Source organism: Pseudomonas sp. AC172, from assembly GCF_979258595.1.
In genome coordinates this window covers 3,172,019-3,187,252 of sequence record NZ_OZ409868.1, presented here as the reverse complement: position 1 = coordinate 3,187,252, position 15,234 = coordinate 3,172,019, and the positions used below count along the sequence as shown (strand labels likewise).

The 15,234-nt window shown below is 57.8% G+C and carries 14 protein-coding genes; 11 read left to right on the top strand and 3 right to left on the bottom strand.

What is annotated here, in order from left to right; translation table 11 throughout:
- Window positions 1-4 precede the first annotated feature (4 nt).
- The gene (locus ACZ0A4_RS14285; protein ID WP_463575279.1) at window positions 5-961 is read right to left on the bottom strand and encodes a glycoside hydrolase family protein; all 957 of its coding nucleotides are present in this window, start codon (window positions 959-961) and stop codon (window positions 5-7) included.
- 294 nt (window positions 962-1,255) lie between these two features.
- On the opposite strand from ACZ0A4_RS14285, the gene ACZ0A4_RS14280 reads away from it, so the two are divergent.
- The 8 genes from ACZ0A4_RS14280 to ACZ0A4_RS14245 all read left to right on the top strand — a co-directional run bounded on the left by ACZ0A4_RS14280 (window position 1,256) and on the right by ACZ0A4_RS14245 (window position 10,834).
- Complete coding sequence (locus ACZ0A4_RS14280; RefSeq protein ID WP_463575278.1) at window positions 1,256-1,696, top strand: low molecular weight protein-tyrosine-phosphatase; 441 nt, start codon at window positions 1,256-1,258, stop codon at window positions 1,694-1,696.
- Between the two features lie 39 nt (window positions 1,697-1,735).
- On the top strand, window positions 1,736-3,964 hold the full coding sequence (locus ACZ0A4_RS14275; RefSeq protein ID WP_463575277.1) for a polysaccharide biosynthesis tyrosine autokinase: 2,229 nt from the start codon (window positions 1,736-1,738) through the stop codon (window positions 3,962-3,964).
- Window positions 3,965-4,004: 40 nt separating this feature from the next.
- The gene (locus ACZ0A4_RS14270) at window positions 4,005-5,087 is read left to right on the top strand and encodes a glycosyltransferase (RefSeq protein WP_463575276.1); all 1,083 of its coding nucleotides are present in this window, start codon (window positions 4,005-4,007) and stop codon (window positions 5,085-5,087) included.
- 15 nt (window positions 5,088-5,102) lie between these two features.
- Window positions 5,103-6,215: a polysaccharide pyruvyl transferase family protein gene (locus ACZ0A4_RS14265; protein WP_463575275.1), complete on the top strand. Its 1,113-nt coding sequence runs from the start codon at window positions 5,103-5,105 to the stop codon at window positions 6,213-6,215.
- On the top strand, window positions 6,212-7,444 hold the full coding sequence (locus ACZ0A4_RS14260; RefSeq protein WP_463575274.1) for an MATE family efflux transporter: 1,233 nt from the start codon (window positions 6,212-6,214) through the stop codon (window positions 7,442-7,444). The genes ACZ0A4_RS14265 and ACZ0A4_RS14260 overlap by 4 nt, the downstream gene beginning before the upstream one ends.
- A complete protein-coding gene (locus ACZ0A4_RS14255) occupies window positions 7,435-8,538 on the top strand; it encodes a hypothetical protein (protein ID WP_463575273.1) in 1,104 nt (367 codons plus the stop codon). Before ACZ0A4_RS14260 ends, ACZ0A4_RS14255 begins: the two co-directional genes overlap by 10 nt.
- A gap of 12 nt (window positions 8,539-8,550) precedes the next feature.
- Complete coding sequence (locus ACZ0A4_RS14250; protein WP_463575271.1) at window positions 8,551-9,597, top strand: acyltransferase family protein; 1,047 nt, start codon at window positions 8,551-8,553, stop codon at window positions 9,595-9,597.
- Between the two features lie 109 nt (window positions 9,598-9,706).
- Entirely contained in the window at window positions 9,707-10,834 is a 1,128-nt protein-coding gene (locus ACZ0A4_RS14245; protein ID WP_463575270.1) for an SGNH/GDSL hydrolase family protein, read from the top strand.
- A gap of 45 nt (window positions 10,835-10,879) precedes the next feature.
- On the opposite strand, the gene ACZ0A4_RS14240 is transcribed toward ACZ0A4_RS14245, so the two are convergent.
- Together ACZ0A4_RS14240 and galU are read right to left on the bottom strand one after the other, a co-directional pair.
- Window positions 10,880-11,284, bottom strand: coding sequence for a mannose-1-phosphate guanylyltransferase (locus tag ACZ0A4_RS14240; RefSeq protein WP_463575269.1), 405 nt, complete (start codon window positions 11,282-11,284; stop codon window positions 10,880-10,882).
- Between the two features lie 27 nt (window positions 11,285-11,311).
- Window positions 11,312-12,145: a UTP--glucose-1-phosphate uridylyltransferase GalU gene (gene galU, locus ACZ0A4_RS14235; protein WP_463575267.1), complete on the bottom strand. Its 834-nt coding sequence runs from the start codon at window positions 12,143-12,145 to the stop codon at window positions 11,312-11,314.
- 392 nt (window positions 12,146-12,537) lie between these two features.
- Between galU and galE the strand changes: the two genes are divergently transcribed.
- The 3 genes from galE to ACZ0A4_RS14220 all read left to right on the top strand — a co-directional run bounded on the left by galE (window position 12,538) and on the right by ACZ0A4_RS14220 (window position 15,227).
- Complete coding sequence (gene galE / locus ACZ0A4_RS14230; RefSeq protein ID WP_463575266.1) at window positions 12,538-13,554, top strand: UDP-glucose 4-epimerase GalE; 1,017 nt, start codon at window positions 12,538-12,540, stop codon at window positions 13,552-13,554.
- Window positions 13,555-13,784: 230 nt separating this feature from the next.
- Complete coding sequence (locus tag ACZ0A4_RS14225) at window positions 13,785-14,021, top strand: hypothetical protein (RefSeq protein ID WP_007910552.1); 237 nt, start codon at window positions 13,785-13,787, stop codon at window positions 14,019-14,021.
- A 90-nt stretch (window positions 14,022-14,111) separates the two neighbouring features.
- The gene (locus tag ACZ0A4_RS14220; protein ID WP_174244467.1) at window positions 14,112-15,227 is read left to right on the top strand and encodes a polysaccharide biosynthesis/export family protein; all 1,116 of its coding nucleotides are present in this window, start codon (window positions 14,112-14,114) and stop codon (window positions 15,225-15,227) included.
- The last annotated feature ends 7 nt before the right edge of the window (window positions 15,228-15,234 follow it).

Sequence of the window (15,234 nt, the reverse complement as noted above, 5' to 3'; positions counted from 1 at the left end):
GGGGCTACTCGGCGTTCAACAAGGCTTCGACCGACATTCGCGCCGGTTTCGGCTGACCGTCGGAGGTCAGCAGGCCGAAGTTCTTCTCGCGATCGTTACTGCCGGAATCACTGTTTTTCCATTCGTAGATGGACGTCAGCGGGATCTTGAGTTTTTTAACATCGCCAATAAACGCGTTGATCTTGCTCGCTTGGCCTTCAGGCCCGCCGTTGGAGGCAAGCGCCGAGATACCCCACTCACTGATGATCCCGGGCACATGAAAGTTCTGCTGAATGAAGTTCTGCGCGTTGCTGATCTGCGTAGCCGTCATGCCGTAGGGGTGATAAGACACAGCGCTCAGGCATTTGGGGTATTCGCTGACGATGCGACTCAGTGCCACCGTTGAAGCAGAACCTGCGCTAGGTGGGCGGGCGAAACCGTAACCGACCACTGGCGTCGATAGCGGCTGTTCTTGCAGCGCCTTGCACACGCCGCCCATGAACGGCACAAACGTGGTGTCGAAATTGCGCGTCGGCCAGTAAGTTTCCAGGTCCGGTTCATTCCATAACTCGATCGCCACCAGTTGCGCGCTGTACGACTGTTGCAGCCCGGTCACAGCTTTGGCGAAGCCTTCACCGGCGGTGGTCAACTCGGCGCTCGATGTGGCCGGCAACGCCTTGATCGCGCGGACCGTCAGCAACACCGGCAGCCCCGCAGATTGCGCCGCCGCAAAGGCATCGCTGATCTGTTTCTGATACGTCTTGGCCGTCAGGCTGTCGCTCCACACACCGAAGCGGACAAAACCGAAGCCGGCCGATTTGATCTGCGCGGCGTCGGCGGCCGTGAAGTTCTGGATCTTCACCTGCACGCCGATGTTCTTGGCCGGAAGGTTGGGAAACAGTTCGCTGGCGTGAACCTGAGTCGTAGCCCCGGCCACCATCAATGCCAACGCGCCGAGTTTTTTGAGATGTGTTGTTTTCATGTCTGCTCTCCCGAAGAGAAGTGACAACTGCGAATAAATGATCTCGTTGCTCAATTTTCGAGTGAGGTGATGGCACTAAGTGCGCGAATGTTATTTTTTGTCGGAAAACAATCAGTCGAAAATCACAGTTATTTTTAGTCCGTTAATAGTGGTTGGGGAGCTTTTAAACGCTGTGGTACTTAATGCTTCGGTACTAACAGGGCGAATCTATTTCCGAGTGAAGAAAGATCTTGAGGGTTCATTCAATTGCTCTCGGGATGTTGGCCGTTTGACATTACACAGGAAAGTAAAACCTTGTTCAGAAAGATCCTTGTCGTTTGCGTGGGCAATATATGCCGTAGTCCGACGGCAGAACTGATGCTGCGTAACGCGCTGGCCCCCTCAGCGATCACCGTCTCCTCCGCAGGCCTGTCGGCACGGGTCGGCGAGGGTGTCGAAGCGTCCGCCCGCCAAGTGTTGGAAGACCATGGGCATAGCGCCGAGGGCTTCACGGCACGGCAACTGACTGCGGACATCGTCAATGAATCAGACCTGATTCTGGTGATGGAAAAACAACATGTAAATCAAGTATTGAAGATTGCCCCTCACGCGAGGGGCAAAGTATTTCTGCTCGGAAAATGGCAGAGCGAGCGCGAGATACAAGATCCGTATCGTCAAGGCAAGGCCGCTTTTATTCATGCCCATGCATTGATTGAAGATGCTGTTAGCTCATGGGCACAACGCCTCGCGCGTTGATGAATATTCTTCAGATCAATGAATGGTAAGAACAGAATTATGCAGTTACCGTCCGTCATCGGCACCCGCGACAATGATCAAGACAGTATTGATCTTCTCGGCATCTTCGGCAGTTTGATCGACCAGAAATGGTTGATCGGCGCGCTCACCGGCGCCTTCATGGTTACCGGTGTCGCGTACGCGGTTTTGGCCACGCCTGTTTACCTGGCGAATGCGCTGGTGCAGGTCGAGCCGAAAAAGAACGACATGCTCGGATTTTCCGACCTCAACAGCATGCTCGGTGGGCAATCGCCGTCTGTGACCGAAATCGGCATCATCAAATCCCGCGCGGTGATCGGCAAAACCGTCGACGACCTGCGCCTGGACATCGATGTCACCCCCAATACCTTCCCGATGATTGGCGGCTTTCTCGCCCGGCGTTATCGCGGTGAAACCGAGACCAGCGTCGCCGCGCCGCGTTTCGGCCTGAACAGTTACGCCTGGGGTGGTGAGCGTCTGGAGTTCGCCCGGCTCAATCTGCCGAAAGAACTGCTGGGCAAGAAACTCACCCTGATTGCTGGCGAACAAAAGCACTTCCAGTTACTCGATGACAACGACAACCTGCTGGTAGAAGGCGTTTCTGGTGAAGCCTTCGTTCAGGATGGCGTAGAAGGGCAAATCACCCAGTTGTTGGCGAATCCCGGTACGCGTTTCGAAGTGGTGCGCAACCCACGGATCGTGACCATTCAGGGTTATCAGGACGCGCTGGATATCTCTGAGCAGGGCAAGGAGTCGGGGATTATCAAACTGGCGCTGGCCAGCAGCGACGCCGCTGAAGCGGTGAAGATCCTCAACAAGATCGCCGCGCTGTACGTGGATCAGAACGTGCGCCGTACCTCGGCGGAAGCGGCGCAGAGCCTGGCCTTTCTGCAAAGCCAGTTGCCGCAGGTCAAGCGTGATCTGGCCAAGGCCAGCGATGCGCTGAACGCCTATCAGACCCACGGCAAGACCGTGAACATCTCGCTGGAAACCCAGTCGGTGCTCGGCCAGTCCGTGGCCCTGGAAACGCGGATCTCCGAGCTGAAAATGCAGCAGGCGGAGATGGATCGCAAGTTCACCAAGCAGCACCCGGCCTATCGCGCGTTGATGAGCCAGATCGGTGAGTTGACCCAGCAACAGAAGTCGCTGGAAGGCAAGGTCGGCGATCTGCCCGCGACACAGCAGGAATTGCTCAACCTGACCCGCGATGTCGAAGTCGCTTCGCAGATCTACACGCAGTTGCTGAACAAATCCCAGGAGCTGGACATCGTCCGCGCGGGTGCCGTGGGTAACGTGCGTCTGGTCGATGCGGCGGATGTCGACCTGACTAGCCCGGTCAAACCGAAAAAAGCCCTGATTGTGCTGATTGCCACATTCTTCGGTGCCTTCGTTGGTGTGGCGCTGGTGCTGCTGCGCAAATCCCTGAGCCGTGGTCTCGAAGGCCCGGAAGCCATTGAGCAACTCGGCCTGCCGGTGTACGCGTCGATCCCGTACAGCGCTTTGCAGGAGGAAGAAGACAGCAAGAAAGGCCGCGCCCGCGATGGCGTCGACAAGCCGGCTTACCTGCTGGCCCTGCGCAATCCGACCGATCTGTCGATTGAGTCGATCCGCAGCCTGCGCACCTGCCTGCACTTCGCCGGGCTCGATTCGACCAACAACCGCATCATGATTTCCGGTCCGAGCCCGCAAGTCGGCAAGACCTTCGTCTCGTCCAACCTCGCAGCGGTCATGGCGCTAAGCGGCCAGCGCGTAGTGCTGATTGACGCCGACATGCGCAAAGGTCATCTGCACAAAACCCTCAACACACCGATCACTAACGGTTTGTCCGACCTGCTGGTCAAGCGCTGCAGCATCGATCAGGCGATCAACAAAGTCGAAGTCGACAACCTGCACTTCATCAGTCGCGGGCAGGTGCCGCCCAATCCCTCCGAGCTGTTGATGCACGCCAACTTCCGCGAATTGCTCGCCGAGCTGAGCGAGCGTTACGACCTGGTGATCATCGATACGCCGCCGCTGCTGGCGGTGACCGATGCGGCGATTGTCGGCCGTGAAGCCGGGATCAGCCTGATCGTCACGCGCTTCGGGGTGAACCCGGCCAAGGAGATCGAACTGACCATTCGCCGCTTCGCGCAGAACGGCATCGAGCTCAAAGGCGCGGTGTTCAACGGCGTTGAGAAGCGTGCCGCCAGCTACTACGGCAACGGCGGTTACGGCTATTACAACTACGAATACGCGTCCGACAAATCCTGACTGTCAGCGACTGTTTTTTCCTGTTTGAAGTGGGTGATTTGTGAAGAAAATACTGCACGTGGCAGAGACGATCAAAGGTGGCGTCGCGACGGTAATCCGTACGATTTCGGCTTCGCCGGAAGGTGATGCGGCGAACTACGAGCTGGTGTATCTGGTCCCGGAGGATCAGGCCAAAGAGTTGCACGGCATCGGCGCGCAGCAGATCCGCACCTTCCCCCGCACCGGGCGCAATGTGCCGTCGTTGCTGCGCTTCGCATGGCGCCTGAGCCAGGTGTTGCTCAAGGAAAAACCCGACGTGGTGCATTTGCACAGCACCTTTTCCGGGGTCATCGGCCGATGCGTGTGTGTGCTGTTGCGACCGTGGCGCAAGCCGAAAATCGTCTACTGTCCGCACGCGTTTTCGTTCCTGATGGAAAGCTCGCCGACCAAGCAGAAAGTCTATGCGTGGATCGAGCGGGTGCTGCAGAAAGTCACCGACGTGATCATTTGCGTCAGCCAGTACGAACTCGACAAAGCCGCCCGCTTCGGCATCGAGCGCAAGCGCATGAAGCTGATCTACAACGGCATTCACCGCAAGGATGACGCGCCGAAAGCGGTGAGTCCCGAGCCGATTCATCTGCTCTTCGTCGGTCGCCTCGATTATCAGAAAGGCTTCGACGTACTGCTCAAGGCCTTCGCCAACGTGCAGCGCAAAGACTTGAAGCTGACGGTCGTCGGCAGCGCGGTGAACGAGGACTCGGTGGAGTGCCCACCGATGGACTCCGTTGAATACCTGCCATGGGTCACGCCGAGCGAAGTGCAGGCGCTGTACCAGAAAGCCGATGCGCTGATTGTGCCGAGTCGCTGGGAAGGTTTCGCCATGGTGCCGCTGGAAGGCATGGCCATGGGCTTGCCGGTGATCGCCAGCAACTGCACGTCGCTGCCCGAACTGGTCACCAATGAAGTCTCCGGTTATGTCTTCCCGTCCGGCGATCACCAGGCACTGGCCGATGTGCTGACCATCATCCAGAAGCCGCGCTTGCTCGACCTCGGCAACGAAGGACGGAGCATTGTCCGCGAGCGCTTCAGCGCCGCGTTGATGATTCGCCAGACCTACGACCTGTATCGCGCTCCCACTTATTAAGTAGAACTCAAGCATATGAACGTAACGATTTTGCATGGCTACAGTGCGTCCAACTCCGGCGATGGCTTGCTCGTCGATCTGGCCATTGCCCTTGTGCAGCGCAACTTTGGCGAAGACACCGCGATCAGCGTCGTGGCTTCCGATCCGGATTCTTTCAGCTACTTGCCGCACCCGCGTTTCGACGCGCCGGTAATGGCGGCCAAGGGTTTGGGCCGGGTCAAGCAAGCGGTGTTTCTCAATCAGTCCTACGCCGGGCTGGCGGATCTGTTGAAGAAAACCGACCTGATCGTCGGCGTCGGCGGCGGCTACATGCGTTCGAAAAGTGCCTTCGAACACATCAAGCTGAAACTCGGCCACGCCAAGCAACTGGAAACTGCGATCCTCAGCAAAGTGCCGTCGGTGTACCTGCCGCAAAGCATCGGCCCGTTCCACGGCGAGAGCAGCAAGATCGTCGAACACTACGCCAATGCCGACGCGGTGTTTGTGCGCGACAATCGTTCTTCGGCGATTTTCGATGCCTGCGCCAACGTCTACCGTGCGCCTGATCTGGCGGTGCAGTCGCTGGCGAGCAAAATCCTTCAGCAAGCAAAATTCACCCGCTGCGCGTCGTCGCCAGCCACGGTCTGCGTAGTGCTGCGCAAGCCGCCGGAGTGGAGCAAGGAAAAGAAAGTCGCTTACGTCGCCAATCTCAAAGTGCTGCTGCAGCGCCTGAAGAACAAAAGCAAAGTGGTTTGCGCCGTACAGAGCGCTGTGCGCGGCAATGATGACGGTGCGTTCTATCGCGAGCTGGGCATTACCGAAGAACTGTTGTCGTTGAAGGCGACGATTGCCAAATACCAACCGGACCTGGTGATTTCCGTGCGTCTGCACGGCGCCATCGAATCGCTGCTTTCCGGCGTGCCGGCGTACCACATCAGCTATGAGCGCAAAGGCTTCGGCGCCTATCAGGACATGGGCGTCGAGGACTGGGTGATCAACGGCGGCGACATCAATGTCGACACGATCATCGAAACGGTTTACGCGCCGAATGCGCTGGCGGATTTCGGCAAGCGCCTGACCGACACCTGCCGTGAAATCGAGGCGAAAACCGTGGCCATGGACGAGATCATCAAAGGTGTCGTTCGATGATATTTCGGCTGCTGCTTCGCGGCGGAGCGTTAGGCGCGAAGTTTTTGCTGGTGTTGGCGATCACCCATTACCTCGGTTATGAGGCGCTGGGTTTTTACGGCGTGGTGGTCGCGGCTTCGCTGATTGCGTCGAAGTTCTACAGCGTCGGTTTCAGTTCCGAGATCAACCGCTTGATCAGCGTCGGCGGCAGTTCGCGCCGGGTGGTCGACAAGGTGTTGCTGCTGTATCTGGCGGTGGGGCTGGTGCTGTCGGTGGTGACGGTGCTGATTTATTCACTGTTCCAGACAGTTGAAGCGAGCACCGCGCTGATCCTTTGCGTGACGCTGGTATTGCTCACCGAACACCTGTCGTTCGAGATCAACTCGTTCGTGTTTTCCGCGCAGAAAGCTACCGCCGGCGCTTTACTGTTCTTCATCAAGACCGGCCTGTGGGCGCTGCTGGCAGTGGGCGGAATGATGCTCGACTGGGTGTCGGGAATCGCCAGCGTGCTGTGGTTGTGGGTTGCTGCCAACGTGCTGGTGATCATCGCCGGTTACCTGATCGTGGTGAACGTGCACAAGGGCCGGGTCGCCGGCACGTTGGCCACGGGCACCGTGTGGAAGGCCGGTTTGCCGTTCTACCTCGGCACCGGGTTGATCGCGTTGAGTCAGTACGCCGAGCGCTTTCTGATCATCGACCTGGAACCCTACGCCAGCCTCGGTAAATACGTGTACGCGTGGTCAGCGGCGAACACCTTGCAAGCGTTGTCGTATGCGGTGGTGGCGGTAGTCGGGATTCCGGTGCTGGCCAAGCGTTTTCAGGCCGAGCAACAGGCGTTCACGGTCAAGCAGTTGTTCGTTAACAAGTGGGTGATGCGCTCGCTGGTGGTGTCGGCGGCGGTGGCGGTGGCGATCTATCTGTTCTTCAACGTCGTGCTCGATTACGTCGCCACCAGCGTGCCGCGTCCGGACAATGCGATCCTCGGCGTACTGATTTTCTCCTTCGCCCTGCGCGCGATCGGCGACATCGTCTGGGGCGGTTTGATTGCCTCGAAAAACAGTCGGGTGTCACTGGCCAGCGCCGCCATTTGTTTGTTGATTTCGGTGCCGGTCAGCTATGTGCTGATCAAGCACTATTCGATCTACGGTGCGGCGTGGGGCAACGTCTTCGCAATCATTGTGCAACTGCTGGTGATCGCCGTGCTGACCCGCGCAACCGCTGCGAAAAAGGCTGCATTGTCATGGGCCTGAAACTGCCGTGCATCGAGTTTCGCGGCAAGAAACTCGATTCGTCGATCTCGTTCCTGATCCTCTTCACCGGGCTGTTTCTCTCGGTAGCGATGCCGCTGCTGATCCCCCGTGATCCGGGCCCGGATGCGATGACCTTGTGGTCGTCCTACGCCCGCGCCGACAACTGCAACTTCTGGAATCCGTTCTCGCCGGATCGCTCGTCCTACGAGTGTTCGGCGTTCCTGCTGCGGCCCACCGGGATCAACCTGACCAATGCCTGGGCCTACGGCATGTTCTGCAACTTTTTCCTCACAGCGATACCGGTGGTGGTGTTTCGGCGCATGCCGTTGGCGATCTTCGGCACGCTGTGTCTGTGGGGCATTGTTCGCTCGTTTTTCCTTGAGAATCTGACCAAGGAAATCATCGTGTCGGTGGCGGTGTTGAGCATTTTGCTCAGCTCGTTGACGCGCAAGTATCGCGGCGGCTTTTTCCTTTCGGCGGTGATCTACGGTGTGCTGATCCGGCCTTACTGGATTCTGTTTTCGTTGTCGTGGGTTGGCGTCTGTGTGATGAAAAAGTACGTATCGCGCACCACGTTCTTCCTGATGCTGTTTCTGTTCTACCTGGCTGTGGCGATGTCGATCCAGCTCGCGCTCGGGTTTCCGGTGTCGTCGATTCGCGCCAGTAACAACGAACTGCGCACGGCGGGCGAGGAGGGCTCCAAATCCTTGATCGTGTCCTGGCTGACTGGCAGCGACTTCGTCTCGCAGGCGCTGGACTCGATGATCATTTTCTTCCGGCTGTCGTTCCCGGTGGAGCTGATTCTGCTGTCCGGGCCGGGGCAGGTGATCTTTGTGGCATTGATGATCATGACCGCATTGCTGCTGTTCAAAGTCATCACCTCGACCGATTACAAAGGTGCGCCGATCCAGACCAAACCCAAAGAACTGATCGCGATCCCGCTGGCGTTTCTGCTGGTGCAAGGTCTGTTCGAACCGGACTTCGGCTCCTTCGCCCGGCACTTTTCGATGGTGGTACCGGTGTTGTTCGTAGGGCTGGGCTTGATGCTGCGGGCGAACAAACCGGTGCAGGTCGAATCACGAATTCTGAATTGAGGCAGGTGCTTTATGTCGAGCAAGAAAAAGTCCCTGGAGATTGAAACCCTGCGTGGCCTGGCGTGCCTGTTGCTGGTGCTCTATCACGTCATCGGACCGTTGGGCGGCGGGTTGAAGATCGATATCGGCTCGCCGTTCCGGGTGATCGCCGATTCGATGGTGTACGTGCGCATGCCGTTGTTCACCTTCATTTCTGGGTACATTTATTCGATCTACAAAATTCGTGGCGATGACTTTTCCGCGTTCTTCTCCGGCAAGGTCCGGCGCTTGATCGTGCCGCTGTTCTGCGTCGGTGTGCCGTTTTCGGTGTTGCAGGCGGTGGGGCCGGGGGTGAACAAGGATGTCGGCGTGATGGACGCGTTGTTGTCGTTCTGGGTGCCGATCAACCACTTCTGGTTCCTGCAGGCGGTGTTCCTCATTTTCATGTTCGTCGGGCTGCTGGAGTGGCGCGGGATGCTGCGCTCAGCGACGCGGTTGTATGGGCTGTTTGCGTTTGCCGCGCTGTTGTTTTTGCTGCCGCCGTTCAAGTTCGATGCGTTCGGGATTAACGGCGCTATTTATCTGCTGCCGTTTTTTGTCGCGGGGATGATTGGGCAAGAGAACGTCGACGCGTTGAAGCAGCGCTTCAAGGTGATCGGGCCGCTGGTGTTCGTACTGATTTCGCTGACGCTGTTGTATGTCGCGGCGATTGATCGGGAGTTGATTGTTGATCGACGCAGTTTGATCGGTCTGACCGTGGGTTGTGTGTCTTGCATCGCGTTGTTGTCGAGTGATGTGCGGTCGAAGGCGCTGACGTGGCTCGGTGGTTATTCCTATGCGATCTTCCTGTTCCATGTGCTGTTCGCGGCGACGTCGCGGTTTGTGCTGGGGCGGTTGGGGGTGAAGGATGAAAGCCTGCTGGTGCTCGGCGGCTTGAGTTTTGGCTTGCTCGGGTCGGTGGTGTTATCGATGATTTTCAGTCGGTTCAATTTCACCTCTGTGTTGTTTCTTGGCGAGCGGGCGGCGAAGAAGAAACCCTTGGTGCCTGTCGTCCCGGTGGTGCAACCACAAAATAGCTAAGAGCTTCGCGAGCATGCTCGCTCCCACAGGGATGGTGTGACTTGCCGAGATCCACTGTGGGAGCGAGCTTGCTCGCGAAGGGGCCATTCCAGACTGAAGGAAATTTTGCATGTTGGCAGTAGATGACGCTCAACCCGTCGCGGCGTCGGTGGTTCAGGTGGGCGATGCGCGCGAGCGTTTCTCGCAGTGGCGTGAAGGCAAGGCCGGCAACGTCTTGTCGGTCTCGGTGATCGGTGACAGCTACAGCGCCGGGCAGGATTTCTACCTGAACAAACTGGTGCAGCGCGTGGCCGGGGAGGTGGGGTTTGCCGGGCCGGGTTACGTCGGTTTCAATCACGGCGCGGCGCTGGGCGGCACGCATTTCAAATACACCCGCAGCAGTGACAAGTACTTCGGCGGCGACTGGAAGGTTTCAGACCTGGGGCAGGCGAGTCCGGACAGTCGCACGGTAACAGGCCGGCCCGGCGCATGGCTGCAGGTGGATGCGAGTCCGACGCCGCGCATCGATACGGCGGTTACTCAGGCGAAATTGCTTTATCTGGGCAACGGCGAATCCAGCGAGATCCGCTACCGCTGGACGCCCGGGCAAGGCTGGCAACCGTTAAAGCTTGAGGGTTCGGGCGTTCAGGAAGTGCCACTGACAGGCCTCTCGGCAGCGAAAGACTGGTCATTCAAACTGGAAGTGGTGAAGGGCGCGCCGACGTTGTTCGGGCTGTGGATGAGCAACGATCAGAACGGCGTGCGGGTCTCGAAACTGGCGGCATCGGGGGCGGCCTCCGCAGACTTTTATCACAAGGATCCGCAGTGGCAGGTGCAGTGGAAAGCTGCTGTGTCGAAGATCCCCGCTGACGTTTATCTGATCATGCTCGGTGGCAACGATCAGGGTTTCGGCGTGAAGCCTGCGCAGTACTTGCAGAATGTTCAGGGGCTGGTGGGCATGCTGCGCCAGATTCAACCGCAGGCGAGCATCAACCTGATCATGCGCCAGGACACCACGCGCTCCAGCGCTTATCCAATGTCGGCGTACGCGCAGGTGCTTGAACCGTGGGCGCGTGAGCAGCATTTGGGGTACGCCAACCTGCAATGCGCGTTCGGGCCCGATGTTAAGCGCTACGCGGCGGCGATGATCGGCCCGGACAAGATTCATCCGGTGCCGGCCACGGGCGGGAAGGTGATTGCCGATTATTTTTATGGCTGGATCATGGGCGCCAAGGATCGCTGCGACGCCGTCCAGTAATGATCATTCCCACGCTCCGCGTGGGAATGCATCCAGTGAGGGGAGTTATTCGAAGGCGTCGACTTGCTCGAGCAACTCCGCAATCTTCTGTGGCATCAAGCGCGTATCACAACGGGTCTCAACGTTAATGATGATCGCCGGGTCGTTGCAGCAAATCCGCACGCGAAAACGCCAGTCGCTGAAGATCACTTTCAGACCATCACGGTCATCCATCTCCAGCGCCTGCTCGCCATACAGTTTTTTCAGATGAGCGAGTAGGGGATAGGGATCGCGCAGCGGTCGGCGAATATCTCCGGACGCAGGAAACACGCCAATCCGCTCCACCAGCAGAATCGTGCCCAGCCAGGACTCGTTGGCGCTGGGCAACGGTTGATGGCGCGACAGCCAGCTCATCACCCCGAGGTTACCCACCTCGCGTTCAATCTCTACGGAATGTTGTGCAATGTTCATGGTCGCCTCGATGGTGGGGGAGCCGTCTCAGCGGCCCTTGAGATAGACGTTTTCGTAGCAGAAGTTGGTCGCCTGCAAATAACCCTCGGCGTCACCGCAGTCAAAGCGCATGCCTTTGAACTTGTAGGCCAGCACGCAACCGTTCTGCGCCTGTTTCATCAGCGCGTCGGTGATCTGGATCTCGCCGCCCTTGCCCGGTTGCGTGTCGGCGATCAGATCGAAGATGTCCGGGGTGAGAATGTAGCGGCCGATGATCGCCAGGTTCGACGGCGCGTCTTGCGGGGCCGGTTTTTCCACCATGTTGTTGACCCGGTAGATGCCGTCGGAAATCAGTTCGCCAGCGATGACGCCGTACTTGTGCGTCTGGTCGGCCGGGACTTCCTGGATGGCGACGATCGAGCAGCGGAATTTCTTGTACAGCTCAATCATCTGGGTGAGCACGCCGTCACCTTCGAGGTTCAGGCACAGGTCATCGGCCAGCACCACGGCGAAGGGTTCGTCGCCGATCAATGGACGACCGCTGAGAATCGCATGGCCCAGGCCCTTCATTTCCACCTGACGGGTGTAGGAGAAGGTGCAGGTGTCGATCAGCTCGCGGGTGCCGGCCAGAAACTTCTCTTTCTCGGTACCACGGATCTGGTGTTCGAGTTCGTAGCTGATGTCGAAATGGTCTTCCAGCGCACGCTTGCCGCGACCGGTGACGATGGCCATATGTTGCAGGCCGGCGTCCCGCGCTTCTTCGACGGCGTATTCGATCAACGGCTTGTTGACGATCGGCAGCATCTCTTTCGGCATGGCTTTGGTAGCCGGCAGGAAACGCGTGCCATAGCCGGCAGCGGGGAACAAACATTTACGAATCATAAAAGTATCCTGGACAGTCATGGAACACAGGCGACGGATGCGCGCACTAATAAAGGGCGTGCAAGTTTCAATATAGGATTGAAGGCTTACTTTAATACCTGAGTCAGGTTATTAATGGCAAATGCGAGTGACGGTAAAACACGCCAATGTTATGAGATGTCGGTTAGTTGCTCGATAGTTATTTTTAGTCGGTATCTGTTGATAGTGATGAGTGTGCAGGGAGTGCTAATAAGTAGCGGGCAATACAGTGTGACCTGCAAAAATATTTATTGCCAGTCATTGAACTAGTTTTGTTTTCGGTTGTTGTCGCCTTGTTTATGTGGATTGTGACACATCTTCAATGAATCAGGCTTGACACGCTACTTGTCACTCATTCAAAGACGGATTGCACTATGAAGATTCTGGTAACGGGTGGTGCCGGCTATATCGGCTCGCACACCACACTTGCGCTGCTTGAAGCAGGTTATGAAGTTGTCGTACTGGATAATCTTTGCAACAGCAGTGAAGCCGCGTTGCACGCCGTTGAAGGCATTTGCGGCAAGAGTGCCTGGATGATTCGGGGCGATGTCTGCGACCGGGTACTGCTTGACCGGATTTTCCGCGAGCACAACATCGAAGCGGTGCTGCATTTTGCCGGCCTGAAAGCGGTCGGCGAGAGCGTGCGCAAGCCCCTCGAGTACTACGAGACCAACGTCAGCGGCAGCATCAATCTGTGCCAGGCAATGGCGGCGGCGGGGGTGTTCCGGCTGGTGTTCAGCTCGTCGGCCACGGTGTACGGCGAGCCTGAGCAGATGCCGATCCGCGAGGATTTCCCCACTGGCAATCCAACCAATCCCTACGGCCAGTCCAAGCTGATTGTCGAGAACGTCCTGCGAGACCTCAGCCAGGCCGAGCCGCGCTGGAGCATCGCCTTGCTGCGCTACTTCAACCCGATCGGCGCTCACCATAGTGGCCATATGGGCGAAGACCCCAACGGCATCCCGAATAATCTGGTGCCTTACATCAGCCAGGTCGCGGTTGGCAGCCTTCAGGAGTTGTCGATCTTCGGCAACGATTACCCGACTGTTGACGGTACCGGGGTGCGCGATTACATCCACGTCGTCGATCTCGCCGACGGCCACTTGAAGGCGCTGCAGTCGATGTCCGAACGCACCGGCATTCATACCTGGAACCTCGGCACCGGCGATGGCTACAGCGTGCTGCAAGTGCTCCACGCCTTCGAACAGGCCTGCGGGCAGCCGGTGCCGTATCGGATGATGCCGCGCCGTTCCGGGGATATCGCCGAGAGTTGGGCCGATGCTTCCAAGGCGGCCAAAGAATTAGGCTGGAAAGCCACGCGCAACTTGCAGGACATGGTCACTGATACTTGGCGCTGGCAATCGAATCATCCTCAAGGCTACTCGCGATGATGGCCATTTAGTCCAATGTTATTTTCAGTCAGCTTGTTAGATAACGTCGGGAAATTACACTGGCAATGCCTTTTGCAAGTCCGTAGATATAAACCTGCCGTTCGACTTTTATCAGTTGGGTAAGACTGTGTAAGAACGACGGATCTTGTTCGCGCTTTTTGCGGACTTGAACTCACCACCGCTAACTCAGGCCGGTTTTTTAACAGGTCGAATGTTAGAAAGGAGTTGATATGAAAAAAGTGATGGCAGTTGCCCTGTTGACGATGTTGAGCAACTGGGCTGCCGCCGCTGAAGCACCGCTGACAGCGGTAACCAATGTAGGTGGCAACGTGGCGGCTTCTCAAGCGCCCGCTGCCAGTACTGCAATGGTTGCCAGTGCTGTAGCGGCGTCTAACAGCGGTGGCAGTGCCAACGGCGGTACCACCGGTACGACGGGTACCACCGGTACAACCGGCACGCATAACTAACAGGAAGTTCTGTTAGTGCAGTACAGGGTCGCCCGACGCAAGTCGGGTGACTTTGTTTTTGGATTCGCCCTTGAATAGCGTAGTGCCATTATGACTCGTAGTGTTTATCTTTTAATGTTGGCAAGTCTCGCTTTGCAAGGTTGCATGTTTTCCCCCGGTCAATACCTCAGCACCAGTGACATCACCCGCCAGGGTGCCAGCGAAAGCAGCCGGGTCGAGCTGATCCCGATCACGCCCAAGCTGATTGCCATGAACCGCGCCACGCAAAAGCGTGAGTCGCTGCCGCCTGAGCTGTTGGCGACCCCGGCCGAATACCGCATCGGCAACAACGATGTTCTGTACATCACTGTGTGGGATCACCCTGAGCTGACGGCCCCGTCCGGCGCGCAACAACAGATCGATGCCAACGGCCGACTGGTGCGCTCCGATGGCACGCTGTACTACCCGTTCATCAAGGAAGTCCAGGCCACCGGCCGGACCATCCAGCAACTGCGCTCGGATATCGAACAGCGGCTGTCGGCGTTTATCGCCGAGCCACAAGTCGATGTCGCGGTGTTGCGTTTCGCCAGCCAGAAAGTTGTGGTCACCGGCGCGGTCACCAAGGCCGGCCCGCAAGCGATTTCCACCAATCCACTGAGCGTGGTCGAAGCCCTTGGCTCGGCCGGCATCGACACCAACAACGCCGATTTGTCCGGGCTGTTGCTGACGCGTAAGGGGCGCACTTATCCGCTCAATCTCGACTCGCTGAATCAACAGGATTCCGAGTTGCAGAACGTCTACCTCAAGGGCGGCGATCAGCTGTATCTGCCGTACAACGACAACAAGCGCATCTACGTGATGGGCGAGGTCAACCAGCCCCGTGCGTTGAGTTTCAAGACCGCGACGATGAACCTTACCGACGTGCTCGGTTCGGTTGGCGGCCTGGCCCAGACCACCTCCAATGGCAACGCGGTCTATGTCATTCGCGGGGTGGAAAACCTCGATGTCGAACCGGCCAAGATCTACCAGCTGGAAGCCGAATCGCCGACTGCCATGGCGCTCGCCTCGCACTTTGAAGTCCGCCCGCAGGACGTGGTGTATGTCGGGCCTGCCAACGTGACTCGCTGGAATCGTCTGATCAGCCAATTGGTGCCGTCGGCATCGATTGTCGGCACTGGCGCTTCCGCTGCGAAGAACTGGAGCGAATACAGTAACAACAGCAAATAAGGTCGCC

What these genes read in the sequence shown, in the direction of transcription:
- ACZ0A4_RS14285 (WP_463575279.1), bottom strand. Translation starts at nt 961, where the DNA reads ATGAAAACAACACATCTCAAAAAACTCGGCGCGTTGGCATTGATGGTG.
- ACZ0A4_RS14275 (WP_463575277.1), top strand. Translation starts at nt 1,736, where the DNA reads ATGCAGTTACCGTCCGTCATCGGCACCCGCGACAATGATCAAGACAGT.
- ACZ0A4_RS14265 (WP_463575275.1), top strand. Translation starts at nt 5,103, where the DNA reads ATGAACGTAACGATTTTGCATGGCTACAGTGCGTCCAACTCCGGCGAT.
- ACZ0A4_RS14260 (WP_463575274.1), top strand. Translation starts at nt 6,212, where the DNA reads ATGATATTTCGGCTGCTGCTTCGCGGCGGAGCGTTAGGCGCGAAGTTT.
- ACZ0A4_RS14255 (WP_463575273.1), top strand. Translation starts at nt 7,435, where the DNA reads ATGGGCCTGAAACTGCCGTGCATCGAGTTTCGCGGCAAGAAACTCGAT.
- ACZ0A4_RS14250 (WP_463575271.1), top strand. Translation starts at nt 8,551, where the DNA reads ATGTCGAGCAAGAAAAAGTCCCTGGAGATTGAAACCCTGCGTGGCCTG.
- ACZ0A4_RS14245 (WP_463575270.1), top strand. Translation starts at nt 9,707, where the DNA reads ATGTTGGCAGTAGATGACGCTCAACCCGTCGCGGCGTCGGTGGTTCAG.
- ACZ0A4_RS14240 (WP_463575269.1), bottom strand. Translation starts at nt 11,284, where the DNA reads ATGAACATTGCACAACATTCCGTAGAGATTGAACGCGAGGTGGGTAAC.
- galU (WP_463575267.1), bottom strand. Translation starts at nt 12,145, where the DNA reads ATGATTCGTAAATGTTTGTTCCCCGCTGCCGGCTATGGCACGCGTTTC.
- galE (WP_463575266.1), top strand. Translation starts at nt 12,538, where the DNA reads ATGAAGATTCTGGTAACGGGTGGTGCCGGCTATATCGGCTCGCACACC.
- ACZ0A4_RS14225 (WP_007910552.1), top strand. Translation starts at nt 13,785, where the DNA reads ATGAAAAAAGTGATGGCAGTTGCCCTGTTGACGATGTTGAGCAACTGG.
- ACZ0A4_RS14220 (WP_174244467.1), top strand. Translation starts at nt 14,112, where the DNA reads ATGACTCGTAGTGTTTATCTTTTAATGTTGGCAAGTCTCGCTTTGCAA.